Source organism: Pseudomonas sp. PDM13 (genome assembly GCF_025685765.1).
GTDB classification, from domain to species: domain Bacteria; phylum Pseudomonadota; class Gammaproteobacteria; order Pseudomonadales; family Pseudomonadaceae; genus Metapseudomonas; species Metapseudomonas solani.
Genome location: NZ_JAOTQU010000029.1, coordinates 1 through 16,522, shown reverse-complemented (window position 1 = coordinate 16,522; position 16,522 = coordinate 1). Strand labels below are relative to the sequence as shown.

Genomic DNA, 16,522 nt, shown 5'->3' with positions numbered 1-16,522 from the left:
GCGAGCCGTCACTCGGCGCCCTGGTGCGCGCCGTGGTCCATGTGCTCCATGTGCTGCATCTGCCCGTCGGCCTTGGCGGGCGCCTCCTTCTGTACGGCGATCTCCACCTGCAGGTCGCCGGCCTTCTCGAAGTGCAGGGTGAGCGGGAAGCGCTCGCCATCCTTCAGCGGCTGCTTCAGGCCGAACAGCATCAGGTGGTAGCCGCCCTGCTCCAGGCGCGCTTCGCCGCCGGCGGGAATGGCCAGGCCGCCCTGCACCTGCTGCATCTTCATCATGCCGTTGACGTGGGCGTGCTCGTGGATCTCGGCCTTGGCCGCGCGCGGGGTGTCGGCACCCAGCAGGCGGTCCGGCGTGTCGCCACCGTTGTGCACCACCAGGTAGGCGGCGCCGTTGGGCGAAACCGGCGGCACTTCCAGGGCCCAGGGGTGTTCGATGTGCAGTTTGCCCAGTTCGTACTCATGGGCCTGGGCGAAGGGAACGAAGCCCACCAGGGCGATCAGGGTCAGCAATGTCTTGCGCATGTTCAACTCCATCCATCGATAAGCAGATTGGGCGCCCGCCAGGCGAGCGCCGATAAAAACTCGTGGCAGGTTCAGCCCGCCATCACCCGGTCGCCGCCGAAGCGCGACAGCACCAGCCGGTCCAGGACCCAGACCAGTACCAGCGACAGGCCCACCAGGGGGAACGCCACCCCCAGCACCAGCATGATCACCACCGCACCGCGCCACAGAGGCAGGCCATGGGGCAGCGGCGGCACGCCGAGGCGGCCGCTGGGCCGGCGCTTCCACCAGAGCACCAGGCCGCTGACCGCGCTGAGCAGGATCATCAGGCACACGGCAAACATCAGCAGCTGGTTGGCTAGGCCGAAGAAGCGGCCCTCGTGCAGCATCACCCCCATCTCCACGCTCTTGGCCACCAGGCCATAGTCCTTCCAGCGCACATCGGCCAGCACCTTGCCGCTGTAGCGGTCGAGGTGCAAGGTCGCGTCCTGGCGCGGGTCGGCGGCGAACACGGCGATGCTGAAGACGCCCGTGGGCGTGGTCGGCAAGGTGATGCCGTAGCCGGGCACCACGCCGCGCTCGCGGGCGGTGTCCACCACCTGCTGCAGCGGGATGCTCGGCGCCTCGCTGGCCGGCGCCCTGTCGTGCCCGGCATGGGCACGGTGGGCAGCGTGGGCATCGGACTCCGGCAGCGGCGTGGTTTCCGCCGCCCAGGGCACGGTCTGGTCGCTGGCGCTGTTGAGGCTGCGCGCCAGCTCGCCGGACTTCGGCACCTCGTTCCACATGGCGGCGGGGAAGCGGTTCCACACATCAGCGAAGCTCGCGCCCCAGAAGCCGGTCCAGGTCATGCCGGTGAGCAGCATGAACAGCAACAGCAGGCTGCCCCAGAAGCCGGTGACGCCGTGCAGGTCGCGCCAGAACAGGCGCCCGCGTGCGGACAGGCGCGGCCACAGCACCCCGGCGCCGGAGCGCCCGCGCGGCCACCAGAGGTAGAGCCCGGACACCACCAGGACGATGCCCCAGCCGGCGGCCAGCTCGATCAGCCGATCGCCGACCGTGCCGATCATCAGCTCGCCGTGCAGGGCGCGGGTCGCCGCCTGCAGGTTCCAGAAGGCGTCCTGGGTGCCCAGCACCTTGCCGCTGTAGGGGTCGAGGAACAGGTTGAGGGTGCGGCCGCCGTCAGCGATGACGAACTGGGCACTGTGCCCGGCATCCACCGGCGGCAGATACTGGCTGACGCTGGCCTGTGGATAAGCCTCGCGCACCCGCTGCAGCTGGGCGTCGGCGTCCAGCGCATGGTGCCCGGGGGCGACCCGCAGCAGGTCGGCGTACATCAGCTCATCGAGCTGCGGCTTGAACAGGTAGATGCTGCCGGTGATGGACAGCAGGATCATGAAGGGAATGACGAAGAGGCCGGCATAGAAATGCCAGCGCCACGCCAGGTTGTAGAACGAGACAGCAGGTTTGCTCATGGTCGTGCTCGCCTGGAAAGCGCCTCTCTGGGCTCACGCGCAGCACGGTGGCTGGCGCAATGGAGGCTTGTCGTCAGCCGCCTTGCCCATAACGGGCGAAGGGGTGACGCGGTGCGTGGATCAGGCGAGGGATGCAGGCGGTGCGCGGGAGCGGGAGCCGGGGAAGATGGCCGAGCCGGCGTGGCCCGAGGCGACCGGCACCAGGCGCGGCGCGCGGACGGCATCCAGCAGGGTGGAAGCGATCAGCGGGGCAGAGCTCAGCGCCGGGCAATTGAGCAGCAGGGTGCAGTAGCCGCACTTGGCCCAGGCGGCCTCGTGGTCGGGCTGGCCCGGCGCCTTTTGCGCGGTGCCGTGTTCGGCGGAGCAGGCCAGCTCGCCCATCCAGTCCGGCACGCCCTGGCGGTCCAGGCTGCGCGCCTGGGACAGCAACGGACCGGCGAACACCAGCAGCATGGCCAGAAGGCCAAGCCAGGCGCCGCTGCGGATTGTCGTGTGTCGAGCCAAGGTGCCGTCCGGGACAGGGGATTGGAACGGGTGCAATGCTAGCCGCGCACCGCCATGGGTTGAAGCATAGCGGCTGAGTCACAAGGCCGCAGTGCGCGGCGGCAAATTCCCGTGGGGCCCGGTCAGCCCAGGCGCCGCGCCTCGAACTTCACCCGAGGGTGGACGAGGCGGTCCTGGGCGCGCACCAACTCCAGTTCGTAGCTGCCGCAGGCCTGGGTCTCCAACAGCACTTCATGCACGGCGGCGGCGCTGAATTCGAAGGCCTCGAGCAGATCGTTGCCCAGCAGCAGGCGCGCCAGGAACACCCCGGAGGTGAGGTCGCCCACGCCCACCGGCTGGCGCGGGAAGGCCAGCAACGGGCGGCGCAGGTGCCAGGTGCCCTCGGCGCTGACCAGCAGCATTTCGAAGTCCTCGGCAGCGCGGCCGGGGTAGTCCAGGTGCTTGACCAGGATCGCCTTCGGCCCACGCGCCAGCAGGGCCCGGGCCATGCCCACGCAATCCTCCAGAGAGGTGGGGCGGCGGCCGGCGAAGCTGTTCAGCTCCAGCTGGTTGGGGCACAGCAGGTCGGCCACGGCAGCGGCTTCCTCGAGGAGGAAGGTGCTGACTTCCGGTGCCACGATGCAGCCCTTCTCCGGGTGGCCCATCACCGGGTCGCAGAGGTACAGCGCCCGCGGGTTGGCCTGCTTGATGCGCGCCACCACCTCGAGGATCTCGCGGCCCTGGGCGGCGCTGCCGAGGTAGCCCGAGAGCACCGCGTCGCAATTGCCCAGTTCGCCGATGGCGGCGATGCCCTCCACCAGTACCGGCACCTGCTTCGGCGACAGCACCTCACCCGTCCACTGCCCGTACTGGGTGTGGTTGGAGAACTGCACGGTGTTCAGCGGCCAGACATTGACCCCGAGGCGCTCGACGGGGAACACCGCGGCGCGGTTGCCGGCATGGCCGAACACCACATGGGACTGGATGCTGAGAAGGTGGGGCGTTCGTGGCATTGAATAAACCCTGGTCTCGACGGGAAGAAAGGCGGCCTGACGTGCAACGACAGGTTCACTACCATAATGGCAAGATTCTCCCATCCTCCGCCGCCAGAGCCATCATGGAATCCCTGTATTTTTCGCCGATGCTGCTGGGACTCAACCTGATGCTCGCCAGTGCCGTGGCCTGTACCGGCCTGTGGTATTTCTCCCGCCCCTACCGTGGCCCGGGCTTCTGGATGGCCGGCGCCTGGCTGCTGATTCTAGGCATCTTCTCCTTCTTCATCTTCGTCGCCACCGGCAACCGCCCGCTCAACGTCTTCGGCAACGCCACCCAGTTGGCAGGCGAGGCGGTGCTGATGCTCGGCGTATTCCGCTTCCTCGATCGCCCGCTGCCCTGGTGGACGGTGCCGGTGAGCGCCGGCCTGATGGCCGCGGCCAACAGCTGGCACTGGTGGGTGGCACCGCTGAACAGCGAGTTGCTGATCGCCATCTACGCCGGCATCGGCGGGCTGCTGCCGCTGCAGGCCGCCGGCGCCCTGTTGCGCCACCCGCGCGATGCGGAGCTGCGCGTCGTCTGCCGTTGCGTCGGCATCGTCCTGCTCGGCTATGCCCTGGTCACCCTGCTGCGCGGCGGCATCGCCGTGCACGATTGGCTCAACGCCATCGAGCATCCCGACGTCACCCGCTCCATGGCGTACCTGCTGCCCTACAACTTCGCCATTCCGCTCTGGGTCATCGCCTTGGTCGGCCTGGCGCTGATGACCATGCGCCGCATCCTCCTCGACAGCCAACGCAACGCCCGCCAGGCGGAGGCCAGTGCCCAGCGTTTCGAACGCCTGATGAACGTCACCAGCTGCGGCATGCTGGTGCTGCAGGATGGGCGCATCCAGGACAGCAACCCGACGCTCGACGCGCTCTTCGGCCAGCCCCGCGAAGGCCTGCTGCAGCAGGCACCGGAGCAGCTGTTCGTCGACACCGAGCGCGCGCGTATCGGCCCGCTGCTCGCCCAGGCCGACGGCACCCCTGCCGACGTCACCGCCCTGCGCCGCGACGGCTCGACCTTCCCGGCCGAACTCTCGGTCACCCACCTTGATGGCGCCGGCCAGCAGTTGCTGGAAGTGCGTGACGTCAGCCACCGCAAGGCCCTGGAAGAACGCCTGCGCCTGCAGGCCACCACCGACCCGCTGACCGGTGCCCTCAACCGCCGGGCCTTCTACGCCCGCGCCGAGCACGAGTTGCAGCGCGCGCGGCGCCAGGGCCAGACCTTGTGCCTGGCGATGCTCGACCTCGACCATTTCAAGCGCATCAACGATGCCCACGGCCACGGCAGCGGCGACCAGGTGCTCTGCGAATTCAGCAGGCTGTGCCAACGCGAAGCCCGCAGTACCGACCTGTTCGCCCGCTTCGGCGGTGAGGAGTTCGTCTTCCTGCTGCCCGATACCACCCCCGACGCTGCCCGCAATTTTCTCGAGCGCCTGCGCGAATCGGTGGAGCAATTGCGAGTGGATGCCAATGGCATTTCCCTGCGCGTGAGCGTCAGCATCGGCCTGGCCGCCAGCCCGCCGAACGCGGACCTGCACCTGCTGCAGGAGGCTGCCGATACGGCGCTTTACCGCGCCAAGCAACATGGCCGAAACCGCGTCGAACTGGCCCTCTGAAATCGCTGCGGATGGGTTAAGCTTCTGGGTATTCCAGGGGAGTGATCATGATCAGTCTGGGCGATGTATTCCTGTTTATGCTCTTCGCCGCCGGTGCCGCCTGGCTCTGGCGTGGCCACGGCATTCGCGAGCGCGCACTGGCGCTGGTCAAGCAGCACTGCTCGCGTTTCGACATCGAACTGCTGGACGGCAACGTCGCCCTGCAGCGCCTGACCGTGGTCCGCGATGCCCGGGGCAACCGCCGCCTGGCACGCATCTATGGCTTCGAATTCACCGTCACCGGCGAGCAGCGCCTCACCGGTACCATCCAGATGTTCGGCAGCAACGGCGGCCGCATCGAGCTGGATGCCCACCCCTTCGAGCCGCCAGCGGCCTCGGAAGGCAACGTTATCCAGATCAGCGACTGGCGCCGCAGCCACCCGCGCCCGGATGAACAACGCCACGTCGAATGAAGCGACGGTTGTCCACAGCGCAGCCGCTGTGGATAAGCCCCGCGCTCAAGCGTCCTCGACCACCCTGTGGATAACCTGCTGCCACTGCTCGCGGTTGGCGTAGGTCATCGGCCGGCGCAGTAGCCGGCAACGCCAGCGGAACCAGCGGCTGGCACGCCGCGCCCGGTTACGTTGGCAATGCTCGAAGAGCCATTGGGGATCGAAGCCGCTCCATACCCCCGCCACACTCCAGGCATTGAGCCAGAGCACCGGCGCCACTTCATGCAGGTAGATGGCTTCCAGCTCGGCTGGCGGCAGCGCGCTGGTGCGCAATGCGTCGGCGATGCGGCGCAGGTCGGCATCGTCCAGCTCGGTGTCCAGCCACAGCTCGGACAGCGCCAGCCAGACCCGCTCCCGCGCCGCATCGCTCATCGCTGCAGGAGGAAGCCGGCGGCACGCTCGGCGGCGGCTTCGGGGAACTCCTGCATGAAGCAGTGCCCGCCCTCCACCACCTGGGCGCCGACATGGGGGTTCAGCGCGCTGATGCGCGCCACCGAGCGGGCGACGAAGGGGTAGCTGTGCTGGCCGTGGAAGATCTGCGTCGGCGTGACGATGCGCGCCAGCGAGGGCCACAGGCGCTTGGGGCAGGAACTGAAGATCTCCGCCTCGCGGCTGGGCCGGCATTTCAGCTCGACGCCGCCGTCCACCGCCTTCAGCGCGTGCTCCACGTAGGCACCCAGGGCGTCGTCCGCCCAGCCCTTGAAGATGCCGCGGCCATGCAGGGCGGCGAAGGCGGCGGGGCGATCCACCCAGTGGTTGCGCCGGGCCCGCGCGCGCTTGGCCATGGTGGTGCGGCGGTGCAGGCCGAGCACCTCGGAGAAGGCCATGACGCCGATCATCGCCGGGGTGAAGAGCACCGGGTCGAGCAGCACCGCGCGCTGGAACAGCTCGGGGTGGCGCGCCAGCACCAGGCTGGTGAGCACGCCACCAAAGCTGTGGCCGAGGGCGAAACGGGGAACGTCGCCGAAGATTCCGCGCCCGGCCTCGAAGGCCTCCACCGCCAGTTCGGCGTTGCGGTTCCAGCCGAGGAAGCGCCCGCCATGGTCGCTGTCGCCATGGCCCTGCACGTCGCAGAGCCAGAGGTCGAAGTGCTCGCTGAGGGCTTCCAGCATCGGCGAGTAGGCGCGGCCGCAGAAGCCGTTGCCATGGAGGAAGTGCAGTAGGGGCTTGCCACTGGGCTGGCTGTGCCAGCCGCGCAGGGTGAAGCCGGCAGAACTCGGGTGGGACCAGGCGGACAACTGCATCGCAACGCACTCGAAATGAACTGCGTGCAGTTTATCCGCCGCGCCGCCTCCGGCGCAGCCGTTGCGTTCAGATGGCGGCGTGTTCGCGGATGAAGGCATCCAGCAGGCGGTTCAGCGCTTCGGGCTGGTCCAGGGGCGTGGCGTGCCCGGAGTCGGAAATCACTTCCAGCCGTGCATTGCGCAACTGGCTGACGTAGGCCGCCTTGGCCGCCACCGGGGTGTAGTCGCGGTCGCCGCTGATCACCAGCAGCGGGGTGTTGGCCCGGCAGGCCCCCGCCAGCGCCGACCAGCCGGGGATGGCGCCCATGGCGTGCAGGTAGGAGCGCCGGTCGTTGCCGGCGATGCGCGCCATCACCCGCTGGCGCAAGCCGGCCTGCTCCGGCTTGGGAAACAGCTTGCCGGCCAGCAGCCGCGCCATGCCGGCGGGGCCGAACAGGCGCACCAGGGTGAAACGCAGCGCCACCTGCCAGCGCACCTGCCAGCTGTCCACGGGGAAGTTCGGCGAGCTGTTGATGACCGCCGCCGCGCGCACCAGGTGCGGGTGCTCGGCGAGCAGCTGGAAGGTGATCATGCCGCCCATGGAGATGCCCACCAGGATGCAGGGCTCCAGGTCCATGGCGACGATGAACTCGGCCACGTCGGCGGCCAGCTCGCCCATGCTCACCGGCGCGCGCAGCGGTTCGCTGGCGCCGTGGCCGCGCAGGTCCAGGGCATAGACGCGGAAGTGCCGGGACAGCGCCTCGACCTGGGGCTGCCAGTCCTCCAGGGAGGAACCCAGGCCGTGCACCAGCAGCACCGAGGTGCCCTCTCCCTGGCAGATATAGTTGAAACGTCCGCCCGACAAGTTGATCTGTTCCATGGTCGAGTTAATTCCCTTTTGAATATTCGATGGCAAATAAAAAGGCGCCGTTCCTTATTAAAAGGACCGATGAAAAGTTGGTTGATCGGATAACTTCCGAAGCGCCCGTAGAACAAGTTTCCGGTGTTTGCCTTTGCCCGCCCAAACCTCCTAGAATCGCCCAGCGCCGACTCGAGAAACCACCATGTACAGCATCGCCAGTCCGACCCAGGCACGCAGCAAGAAAGCCCTGGAGCGCTACCTCAACGTCGCCGCCGAACTGCTCGCCAACGACAGCTTCGAAGAAACCGGCATTTCCCAGATCGCCCAGCTCGCCGAGTCCTCGGTGGGCACCTTCTATCGCCTGCTCGGCGACAAGGACGTGCTGCTCTATACCGTCCACGAGCGCTTCGTCGAACAGAGCCGCGAGGCGGTCGACGGGGTCATCGCCAACCTGGAGAACCTGCCGCTGCCCACGCAGATCGAGGGCTTCATCGAGGGCGTGACACGCCTGTTCGATGGCAGCGAAGGCCTGCTCCGCGCCCTGATCCGGCGCAGCTCGATGGACGTCCAGTTCCGCGAGCGCTTCCACCAGCTCAATGCCTACATCGGCCAGTCCTTCTGCCGCATCGTCCTCGCCCATGCGCAGGAACTCGGCCATCCGCAGCCGCAGCAGGCGGCCGACCTGACCGCCCACATGCTGCTTGCCAGCCTGAATTACCTGACCATGGTCGGCACCCTCGGCGTCACCCCCCGGGAAGTTGTGCCGGGGGAACTTTCCCGCCTCGTTTGCAATTACCTGGAAGTTCGCCGGGTTTAACGCCGGCTGTCCCGCCTTAGTTGTGCCGGGGTGAAGTCGGACGCCTTCAGCGCTATATCGAATTCATCCGCCGGCTCTTCGTTGGACAATATGCCGATTACATAGCGGCCGCCGATCAGGTCATATACGGCGTCGCCCTTGGTCCATACCAGGGGCTGGTCGTAGAGGTTGATGGTGTAGGACTCGCCCACCCGCCACAGCTGGTCGCGGTTGTCGTAGTGGTCCACCAGCAGCACCTGGTAGCTGTCCTCGTCGAAATAGAAGTCGCGCTGCTTGTACTGGTGGCGCTGCCCATCCTTGAGGGTGGCGCGCACATGCCACACGCGGTGCAGCTCGTAGCGCAGCAGGTCGGGATTGACGTGGCCGGCCTTGACGATGTCGGCGTACTTGCTGGTGCGCGAGGCGAAGCGGTAGCTGTTGTAGGGCACGTAGAGCTCTTCCTTGCCCACCAGCTTCCAGTCGTACTTGTCCGGCGCGCCGGAGAACATGTCGAAGTTGTCGGTGGTGCGCAGCCCTTCGGAGGCGGTGCCGGGGGAGTCGTAGGCGACGTTCGGCGTGCGCCGCACGCGGCGCTGGCCGGCGGCGTAGAGCCAGGCCAGGCGCGGTTCCTTCACCTGGTTGACGGTCTCGTGCACCAGCAGCTCGGTGCCTGCCAGGCGCGCCGGCGCCAGCACCGACTGGCGGAAGTAGAACAGCACGTTGCCGTTGTCCTTGCTGTAGTCGCCGGCGTTCTGGTTGAACAGGAACAGGTCTTCGATGCGGGTCATGAAGTAGTCGCCGCTGGCGTGGGGCACGGCCTGGGCGTAATAGCGCTTGACGCTGTTGCCACGGAAGCGCACCAGGTGGTTCCACAGCACCTCCAGCCCCGACTGCGGAATCGGGAACGGCGTGGCGACCTTGAAGTCGGCGATGCCGTTGCCGTTCTCGATCAGCTTCGCGTGGGTGGCGTTTTCCTTGATCGCGGCGTACACCGCCTCGGGGTAGGAGGCCGAGCGGCGGGTCGGGTAGACCACCAGCTTCCAGCTGTCCGGGTAGCGCTTGAGCATGGCCAGCTGGCCGGGGCTCAGATGAGCGCGGTACTGCTCGGCGTTATTCGCATCGATGCTGAACAGCGGCTGGTCGGCGGCGAAGGGGTCCTTGTAGCCGGTCGCCTTGTCGTAGGCCGCGGCATCGCGGGCCAGGCCGCCGGTCCAGGCGGGGATGGTGCCGGCGGCGTTGCCGGCCTTCTCCGCGCCCAGCGGGGTCAGGTCGGCCCCCAGGCGCGCGGCCTGGTCGGCACCCACCTGGGCCTGGGCGAGCGGCGCGGCCAGCAGCAGGGCGGCGAGCAGACTGCTGTGGATAAGTCCTGGTCTGTGCATGGCGTCGAATCCCTTCTCAGAAGCTGTACTTGATGTTGAAGCTGACGAAGTCACGGTCGCTGCGCTTGTTGGAGACACCGCCGCCGCTGTAGCCCACGTAGCGGGTGCCGACGGTGAGGGACTCCTTGTAGATGGCGTCGATGCCGGCGGACCAGCTCTGCGCCTCTTCGTCCAGGCCATTGGTGAGCTGGGGCGCGACGCCGTTGATGCTGTACTGGTAGCCGAAGGACGGCACCAGGTTCACCAGGTTGAGCACGTTGGTGTAGGTCAGCTGCAGGCTGGCCTGGGCACCGGTGGCGGTGCTGGTGGCCTCGTAGTAGTCGACGTCGGATTCCAGGCCCTGCACGCGGCTGGCCACCAGTTCGGTGAACAGGGTCGCCGAGTCGGCGCCGAGCACGCCGGTGAAGTTGTAGATGGCGGCCAGCGACGCCTGGTACATGTCCTTCTCGCGGTAGCCGTCCAGGTGGGTGCCCACGGGCAGCCCATTGGGGTTGAACAGCGCGTCGGGCAGGTACTCGTTGAGGCCGAGGGCGATGGGCGTGTCCGGGCGGTAGCTCAGCTCGCCGGCCAGCGACAGGCCGTTGAAGATGCTGTCGCCACCGATGGAGGTGTTGAAGCTGATGCCGAACAGGTCGCGCTTCTCCAGGTACTCGGCGTAGTAGCGCGCGCTGCTGGCGTCAGGCACGGTGCCGACGACGGGCAGCGTCACCTGGCGGCCGACGGTGAGCCCGAGCATGGGCACCTGCATGTTGTAGCGCAGGTAGTAGAAGCCCAGTTCGGTGTCGTTCAGCTCCGGCACGTACCAGCGCAGGGCGAGGCCGTACTGGGCGGCGCCGTCGGCATCGATGTCCTGGGCGCGGGGGATGAAGGTGGTGGGCAGGTAGGCCTTGAGCAGGTTGTTCAGGCCGCCCGGCGCCAGGGCATCGGCGTAGGCCTGGGCCATGGCCGGGTTGTCGAAGGCGCGGCCACCGGCGACGGCTTCCTGCAGCGGCGAGACGGACAGGTAGTTGCAGCCTTCGCCGATCAAGTCGAGGGTCGAGTAGTAGGTGCCGCAGGGGTCGATCTTCGAGGCTTCCCAGGCCTTGCCCGGCTGCCAGTAGCCCTCGACGCTGAGGTTGTCGCGCAGCTCGAAGGAGGCATAGGCCATGAAGGTGGGCATGTACGCCTCCTTCACTTCGGAGCCCGGCGCGCGCAGGGCGTTGATGTCCACCGGGTTCGTGGCGCCGATGCCGTTCTGGTAGAAGAGCCCCTCGCCCCAGTTGATCACCTGGCGCCCCAGCCGCGCGTTGAGGGCGCGGTCGTTGACCGTCCAGCTGCCGTAGACGAAGGCGTCCAGCAGGTCGGCGCTGGAGCCCGCTTCGTCGAGGCCGGCGTGGCTGATCTGGCGGTGACGGCGCTCGTCGTCCTTCAGCTCGAAGTCGTAGAAGGCGCGGCCCCGGACGAACACGCCGAAGCGGTCCTGGTAGCGCAGGTCGAGTTCGGACACCGCCTTGACCACCTCGGAGAAGAGGTCGCCACGGCGGAAGTTGAGGTCGCCGTCGTCGGAGTTGATCAGCCCGGCGTTGTCGCCGGTACCGCCGTTGGCGCGGGCGATCAGCTTGCTGTCCTGCCCCTCCACGCGGTAGCTGAGCCCGTAGGACAGGGTGGTATCGAGCGAGGTGGTCCAGTCTCCGTCTCCGGAGCGCACCTGAAACGCCTGTGCGCCACCCAGGGGCAACGCGCCGAGCAACGCCAGGCCGGCTGCTGCCAGGCCTCTTCCTTGATTTGCCACGATGGTCTCCAGCTGTTGTTTTTATCGGAATCGGAACATCGGTTCCGAAATAATCTAATCCTGTGCTTCCGCGCTGACAAGACACCGCTCGAATTATTTTTTATCCACAGGAGCGGCACCGGGCTGGCCATTGCATAGCGGCGGCTCATGAGCTGTGGGTAGACACCCTTAGGCCCCGCCGTCCGTCGCCTTGGCGCACCTGTCCACAGGCTCTGGAACGCTGCTATCCCCCGCCACACTGAACGAATTTCGATCAACCCTATTGACGGAATCGGAATTTCTGTTTCGATTTAAAGGCGGTCGAACAACAACAAATAGGAGACCCGTCATGCCCCTTCGTACCCTGCTCTGCGGCCTGCTGCTGGCCGTCTGCCTGGGCCAGCACGCCCTGGCCGCTTCCCGTTGCAACGAACGCCCCCGTACCCTGCTGCGCCCTGCCGAAGTCAGTTGTTCCTACCAGAGCACCTGGCTGGATTCGGGCCTGGTGGGCCAGCGCAAGATCATCTACCAGACGCCCCTGGGCACCCCGCCGGCCGGCGGCTGGCCGGTGGTGCTGATCTACCAGGGCTCGTTCTTCCCCCTCAACGACTTCAGCTACCACAGCAACCTGCCCTTCGGCGGCTACTACGAAGGCAAGCTGGTGCAGAACCTGCTGGACCACGGCTACGCGGTGATCGCCCCCAGCGCACCGGCCGACCTGTTCTGGCAGACCAACATCCCCGGCCTCGCCCAGGCCTATGAGCTGAGCACCGACTACGACTTCCTCGGCAACGTGCTCGCCGCCATCGCCAGCGGTCACTTCGGCCCGCTCAACGCCCAGCGCCAGTACGCCACCGGCATCTCCAGCGGCGGCTACAACACCAGCCGCATGGCCGTGTCCTTCCCCGGCAAGTTCCGCGCGCTGGCGGTGCAATCCGGCTCCTACGCCACCTGCAGCGGGCCGCTCTGCGTGGTGCCCGACCAGCTCCCCGCCGACCACCCGCCGACGCTGTTCCTGCACGGTTTCGTCGACGCCGTGGTGCCCTGGTGGAGCATGGACCTCTACTACGACCGCCTGCTCCACCAGGGCATCGAGACCGCGCGCTACACCGAGCCCCTGGGCGGCCACGAGTGGTTCGCCGCCTCGCCGGCCAAGGTGCTCGCCTGGTTCAACGCCCACCCCTGATCCACCGCGGACGCAGCCCGGGCCGGGTCCATGCTATCGTCGCCGCCTATCGCGACACCCGGACCCCGCCCGTGCTGCCCCGTTCCCTGCGCATCGCCCTGCTGACCCTGCTGCTGTTCGCCGGCCTGCTGCTGACGATGCACCTGGCCGGCCGCCACGCCGAGCGCCAGGCCCTGCGCGAGGAAGGCCAGCAGGCCGGCGCCCAGCTCGGCCTCTACGCCGATGCATTGCGCACCCTGATCGACCGCTACCGCGCACTGCCCGCCGTGCTCGCCCTCGACCCGGAACTGCGCGAGGCCCTGCAGCAACCGCTGTCCCCCGAGCTGCAGCAGCGCCTCAACCTCAAGCTGGAACGCATCAACGGCGCCGCCCACTCCTCCACCCTGGAGCTGATGCGCAGCGACGGCCTGGCCATCGCCGCCAGCAACTGGCGCCTGCCCACCAGCTACGTGGGCCACAACTACGGCTTCCGCCCCTACTTCCTGCAGACCCGCACCCACGGCACCGGCCGCTTCTATGCGGTGGGCGTGGTCAGCGGCATCCCCGGCTACTTCCTCTCCCACGCCATCCACGACGACGCCGGCACCTTCCTCGGCGCCATCGTGGTGAAGCTGGAGTTCCCCGAGATCGAGCAGCAGTGGCGCGAGCGCCCGGACACCATCCTGGTCAGCGACGCCAAGGGCATCGTCTTCATCGCCAACCAGCCGCAGTGGCGCTACCGCGAACTGGCGCCGATCGACGCCGCGCAACGCGCCGAACTGGCCGCCACCCGCCAGTACGACAAGAAGCCGCTGACGCCCCTGGTGCACCGCACCCTCGATGATTTCGGCGACGACAGCCGCCTGGTGCGCGTACAGGGCCCCGATGGCGAGGCCGACTACCTGTGGGAATCCCTGGCGCTGCCCAGCGAAGGCTGGACCCTGCACCTGTTGCACCGCCCGCAGAACGCCGCCGGCAACGCCCGCGACGCCAGCCTGGCCGCCGGCGGGCTGTGGCTGGCGCTGTTCTTCCTCGCCCTGTTCCTGCACCAGCGCTGGCGCCTGGCGCGGCTGCGCCAGCAGAGCCACGACGAGCTGGAGCGCCTGGTGGAACAGCGCACCGCCGCCCTGCGCACCGCCCAGGATGGCCTGGTGCAGGCGGCCAAGCTGGCGGCCCTGGGGCAGATGTCCGCCGCCCTCGCCCACGAGATCAACCAGCCGCTCACCGCCCTGCACATGCACCTGGGCAGCCTACGCCTGATGCTCGACAACGGTCAGCTGGAGCAGGCGCGCAACGCCCTCGGCCGCCACGACGAACTGCTGCAACGCATGGCCGCCCTCACCGGGCACCTGAAGACCTATGCCCGGCAAAGCCCCGGCGGCCTGCGCGAGAAGCTGGAGCTGGGCAGCGTGGTGGACAAGGCCCTGCAGCTGCTGGCGCCGCGCCTGCGTGACGGTGCCGTGCACATCGAACAGCACCCGCGCCCATTGGCCTGGGTGCGCGGCGATGCCATCCGCCTGGAGCAGGTGCTGGTCAACCTGCTGCGCAACGCCCTCGACGCGGTCGCCGGCCAGGCCGAGCCACGCATCGACATCCGCCTGCAACGGGAGGACGGCCACTGGTGCCTGGAGGTCGCTGACAACGGCGGCGGCATCCCCGAGGCCACCCTGGCCCAGGTGTTCGACCCCTTCTTCACCACCAAGCCGGTGGGCGAAGGGCTCGGCCTCGGCCTGGCGGTTTCCTATGCCATCGTCCATGAACTGGGGGGCCGGCTGAGCGCCGGCAACCATGACGCCGGCGCGGTGTTCCGCCTGTGCCTGCCCATCTTTGATCCTGCCGAGGAGCAGCCATGACCCCGAACCTGATCTTCGTCGACGACGAGGCCGCGATCCGCGAAGCGGTGCGCGAGTGGCTGGAGCTCTCGGGCTTCACCGTACGCCTCTGCGCCAGCGCCGCCGAATGCCTGGACGGGCTCGACGCCGACTTCGAGGGCGTGGTGATCAGCGACCTGCGCATGCCCGGCATGGACGGCATGGCCCTGCTGGAAGCGGTGCAGGCGTTGGACCGCGAGCTGCCCTTCCTGCTGGTCACCGGCCACGGCGACGTGCCCCAGGCGGTGGAGGCCATGCGCCTGGGGGCCTACGACTTCATCGAGAAACCCTTCACCCCCGAGCGCCTGCTGGGCAGCCTGCGCCGGGCCCTGGAAAAGCGCCGCCTGACCCAGGAGAACCGCCGTCTGCGCCGCCAGGTGGACGACCGCACCCGCCTCGATGGGCAGCTGATGGGTTTCTCCCGCCCCATGGAACAGCTGCGCCGCCAGGTTCTGGACCTGGCGCAGACGCCGGTGAACATCCTCCTGCGCGGCGACACCGGCAGCGGCAAGGAACTGGTCGCCCGCTGCCTGCACGAGTTCGGCCCACGCGCCGGCAAGCCCTTCGTGGCGCTGAACTGCGCGGCCATCCCGGAGAACCTGTTCGAGAGCGAGCTGTTCGGCCATGAAAGCGGCGCCTTCACCGGCGCCCAGGGCAAACGCATCGGCAAGCTGGAGCATGCCGACGGCGGCACCCTGTTCCTCGACGAGATCGAGAGCATGCCCCTGGCCCAGCAGGTGAAGCTGCTGCGCGTGTTGCAGGAGCAGCAGCTGGAGCGCCTGGGCTCGAACCAGAGCATCCGCGTCGACCTGCGGGTGATCGCCGCCACCAAGCCGGACCTCAAGGAAGAAGTGCGCGCCGGGCGCTTCCGCGAGGACCTGCTCTACCGCCTCAACGTCGCCGAGCTGCAACTGCCCGCCCTGCGCGAGCGCCGCGAGGACGTACCGCTGCTGTTCGAGCACTTCGCCGCCCTGGCCAGCGAACGCCTCGGCCGCCCCGTCCCCAGCCTCACCCCCGCCGAGCTGGCGCAGCTGCTGGCCCATGACTGGCCGGGCAACGTGCGCGAGCTGGTCAACGCCGCCGAACGCCATGTGCTGGGGTTATCCACAGGCGGGCACGCAGCCGACAACGCCGCGCCCTCCCTCGCCGAGCTGATGGAAACCTACGAGGCCCAATGCCTGCGCCAGGCCCTGGCCCGCAGCAAGGGCGACATCAAGGCAGTGATGGAACTGCTGCAGCTACCCCGCCGCACCCTCAACGAAAAGATGCAACGCCACGGCCTGGCCCGGGGCGAGTTCCTGCCGGGTGATGAAGACTGAAAGCGGTCAAAAGCTGAGCACAGCCCTGAAAGCACCGTAGCGACTGGCGCATAGCAATCTATCCACAGGCCGTTCACAGTTGGCTCCACAGACATTGTGGGCAACTGGGGATGAATTCGTTCGCCTGGGGATTTCTTCGCGAATGAATTCGCTCCTACGGGTGCTCGCCTACCTGTGGGAGCGGTTTCAGCCGCGAATAGAAGGCGCTGATCGAAATCTGAGCACAAGCTTGAAAGCACCGCTGTGAATGGCTCTAAGCAATCTATCCACAGACAACCAACAGTTGGCTCCACAGCAATTGTGAGCAACTGGGGATGAATGCGTTCGCCTGGGGATTTCTTCGCGAATGAATTCGCTCCTACGGGTGCTCACCTGCCTGTGGGAGCGGTTTCAACCGCGAATAGGTGGCACTGGTCGAAATCTGAGCACAAGCTTGAAAGCACCGCTGTTGCTGGCATACAGAAATATATCCACAGTCCGCTCACAGTTGGCTCCACAGTAATTGTGAGCAACTGGGGATGAATGCGTTCGCCTGGGGATTTCTTCGCGAATGAA

The 16,522-nt window shown here is 67.6% G+C and carries 15 protein-coding genes; 6 read left to right on the top strand and 9 right to left on the bottom strand.

The genetic code is table 11. The features are described 5' to 3' along the window. Window positions 1-8: 8 nt before the first annotated feature. From OEJ36_RS25175 to pdxY, 4 genes are all read right to left on the bottom strand, one after another. The gene (locus OEJ36_RS25175) at window positions 9-521 is read right to left on the bottom strand and encodes a copper chaperone PCu(A)C (RefSeq protein WP_263403850.1); all 513 of its coding nucleotides are present in this window, start codon (window positions 519-521) and stop codon (window positions 9-11) included. A 71-nt stretch (window positions 522-592) separates the two neighbouring features. Continuing rightward, complete coding sequence (locus tag OEJ36_RS25170; protein WP_263403849.1) at window positions 593-1,972, bottom strand: PepSY-associated TM helix domain-containing protein; 1,380 nt, start codon at window positions 1,970-1,972, stop codon at window positions 593-595. 120 nt (window positions 1,973-2,092) lie between these two features. Beyond that, entirely contained in the window at window positions 2,093-2,476 is a 384-nt protein-coding gene (locus OEJ36_RS25165; protein ID WP_263403848.1) for a DUF2946 domain-containing protein, read from the bottom strand. Between the two features lie 122 nt (window positions 2,477-2,598). Continuing rightward, window positions 2,599-3,468 (bottom strand): pyridoxal kinase PdxY, encoded by an 870-nt coding sequence (gene pdxY, locus OEJ36_RS25160; protein WP_263403847.1) that lies wholly within the window; start codon window positions 3,466-3,468, stop codon window positions 2,599-2,601. A 104-nt stretch (window positions 3,469-3,572) separates the two neighbouring features. Between pdxY and OEJ36_RS25155 the strand changes: the two genes are divergently transcribed. Beyond that, window positions 3,573-5,111: a sensor domain-containing diguanylate cyclase gene (locus OEJ36_RS25155; protein WP_263403846.1), complete on the top strand. Its 1,539-nt coding sequence runs from the start codon at window positions 3,573-3,575 to the stop codon at window positions 5,109-5,111. 47 nt (window positions 5,112-5,158) lie between these two features. Continuing rightward, window positions 5,159-5,563 (top strand): DUF3301 domain-containing protein, encoded by a 405-nt coding sequence (locus OEJ36_RS25150; protein WP_263403845.1) that lies wholly within the window; start codon window positions 5,159-5,161, stop codon window positions 5,561-5,563. 45 nt (window positions 5,564-5,608) lie between these two features. On the opposite strand, the gene OEJ36_RS25145 is transcribed toward OEJ36_RS25150, so the two are convergent. The 3 genes from OEJ36_RS25145 to OEJ36_RS25135 all read right to left on the bottom strand — a co-directional run bounded on the left by OEJ36_RS25145 (window position 5,609) and on the right by OEJ36_RS25135 (window position 7,705). Continuing rightward, on the bottom strand, window positions 5,609-5,974 hold the full coding sequence (locus OEJ36_RS25145; protein ID WP_263403844.1) for a hypothetical protein: 366 nt from the start codon (window positions 5,972-5,974) through the stop codon (window positions 5,609-5,611). Then, complete coding sequence (locus OEJ36_RS25140; RefSeq protein WP_263403843.1) at window positions 5,971-6,846, bottom strand: alpha/beta fold hydrolase; 876 nt, start codon at window positions 6,844-6,846, stop codon at window positions 5,971-5,973. Before OEJ36_RS25140 ends, OEJ36_RS25145 begins: the two co-directional genes overlap by 4 nt. A 67-nt stretch (window positions 6,847-6,913) precedes the next feature. Beyond that, entirely contained in the window at window positions 6,914-7,705 is a 792-nt protein-coding gene (locus tag OEJ36_RS25135) for an alpha/beta fold hydrolase (protein ID WP_263403842.1), read from the bottom strand. Between the two features lie 184 nt (window positions 7,706-7,889). On the opposite strand from OEJ36_RS25135, the gene OEJ36_RS25130 reads away from it, so the two are divergent. Beyond that, entirely contained in the window at window positions 7,890-8,504 is a 615-nt protein-coding gene (locus tag OEJ36_RS25130; RefSeq protein ID WP_263403841.1) for a TetR/AcrR family transcriptional regulator, read from the top strand. Here OEJ36_RS25130 and OEJ36_RS25125 read toward each other — a convergent pair. Beyond that, window positions 8,501-9,862 (bottom strand): DUF1329 domain-containing protein, encoded by a 1,362-nt coding sequence (locus OEJ36_RS25125; protein ID WP_263403840.1) that lies wholly within the window; start codon window positions 9,860-9,862, stop codon window positions 8,501-8,503. The two genes, OEJ36_RS25130 and OEJ36_RS25125, sit on opposite strands and share 4 nt — an antisense overlap. 16 nt (window positions 9,863-9,878) lie before the next feature. Beyond that, complete coding sequence (locus OEJ36_RS25120; RefSeq protein ID WP_263403839.1) at window positions 9,879-11,633, bottom strand: DUF1302 domain-containing protein; 1,755 nt, start codon at window positions 11,631-11,633, stop codon at window positions 9,879-9,881. 328 nt (window positions 11,634-11,961) lie between these two features. On the opposite strand from OEJ36_RS25120, the gene OEJ36_RS25115 reads away from it, so the two are divergent. The 3 genes from OEJ36_RS25115 to OEJ36_RS25105 all read left to right on the top strand — a co-directional run bounded on the left by OEJ36_RS25115 (window position 11,962) and on the right by OEJ36_RS25105 (window position 15,967). Beyond that, window positions 11,962-12,798, top strand: coding sequence for a plasmid partitioning protein (locus tag OEJ36_RS25115; RefSeq protein ID WP_263403838.1), 837 nt, complete (start codon window positions 11,962-11,964; stop codon window positions 12,796-12,798). Between the two features lie 71 nt (window positions 12,799-12,869). Beyond that, window positions 12,870-14,630: an ATP-binding protein gene (locus OEJ36_RS25110; protein ID WP_263403837.1), complete on the top strand. Its 1,761-nt coding sequence runs from the start codon at window positions 12,870-12,872 to the stop codon at window positions 14,628-14,630. Beyond that, entirely contained in the window at window positions 14,627-15,967 is a 1,341-nt protein-coding gene (locus tag OEJ36_RS25105; RefSeq protein WP_263403836.1) for a sigma-54-dependent transcriptional regulator, read from the top strand. Before OEJ36_RS25110 ends, OEJ36_RS25105 begins: the two co-directional genes overlap by 4 nt. Window positions 15,968-16,522: the final 555 nt, after the last annotated feature.

What these genes read in the sequence shown, in the direction of transcription:
- OEJ36_RS25175 (WP_263403850.1), bottom strand. Translation starts at nt 521, where the DNA reads ATGCGCAAGACATTGCTGACCCTGATCGCCCTGGTGGGCTTCGTTCCC.
- OEJ36_RS25170 (WP_263403849.1), bottom strand. Translation starts at nt 1,972, where the DNA reads ATGAGCAAACCTGCTGTCTCGTTCTACAACCTGGCGTGGCGCTGGCAT.
- pdxY (WP_263403847.1), bottom strand. Translation starts at nt 3,468, where the DNA reads ATGCCACGAACGCCCCACCTTCTCAGCATCCAGTCCCATGTGGTGTTC.
- OEJ36_RS25155 (WP_263403846.1), top strand. Translation starts at nt 3,573, where the DNA reads ATGGAATCCCTGTATTTTTCGCCGATGCTGCTGGGACTCAACCTGATG.
- OEJ36_RS25150 (WP_263403845.1), top strand. Translation starts at nt 5,159, where the DNA reads ATGATCAGTCTGGGCGATGTATTCCTGTTTATGCTCTTCGCCGCCGGT.
- OEJ36_RS25145 (WP_263403844.1), bottom strand. Translation starts at nt 5,974, where the DNA reads ATGAGCGATGCGGCGCGGGAGCGGGTCTGGCTGGCGCTGTCCGAGCTG.
- OEJ36_RS25140 (WP_263403843.1), bottom strand. Translation starts at nt 6,846, where the DNA reads ATGCAGTTGTCCGCCTGGTCCCACCCGAGTTCTGCCGGCTTCACCCTG.
- OEJ36_RS25135 (WP_263403842.1), bottom strand. Translation starts at nt 7,705, where the DNA reads ATGGAACAGATCAACTTGTCGGGCGGACGTTTCAACTATATCTGCCAG.
- OEJ36_RS25130 (WP_263403841.1), top strand. Translation starts at nt 7,890, where the DNA reads ATGTACAGCATCGCCAGTCCGACCCAGGCACGCAGCAAGAAAGCCCTG.
- OEJ36_RS25125 (WP_263403840.1), bottom strand. Translation starts at nt 9,862, where the DNA reads ATGCACAGACCAGGACTTATCCACAGCAGTCTGCTCGCCGCCCTGCTG.
- OEJ36_RS25115 (WP_263403838.1), top strand. Translation starts at nt 11,962, where the DNA reads ATGCCCCTTCGTACCCTGCTCTGCGGCCTGCTGCTGGCCGTCTGCCTG.
- OEJ36_RS25105 (WP_263403836.1), top strand. Translation starts at nt 14,627, where the DNA reads ATGACCCCGAACCTGATCTTCGTCGACGACGAGGCCGCGATCCGCGAA.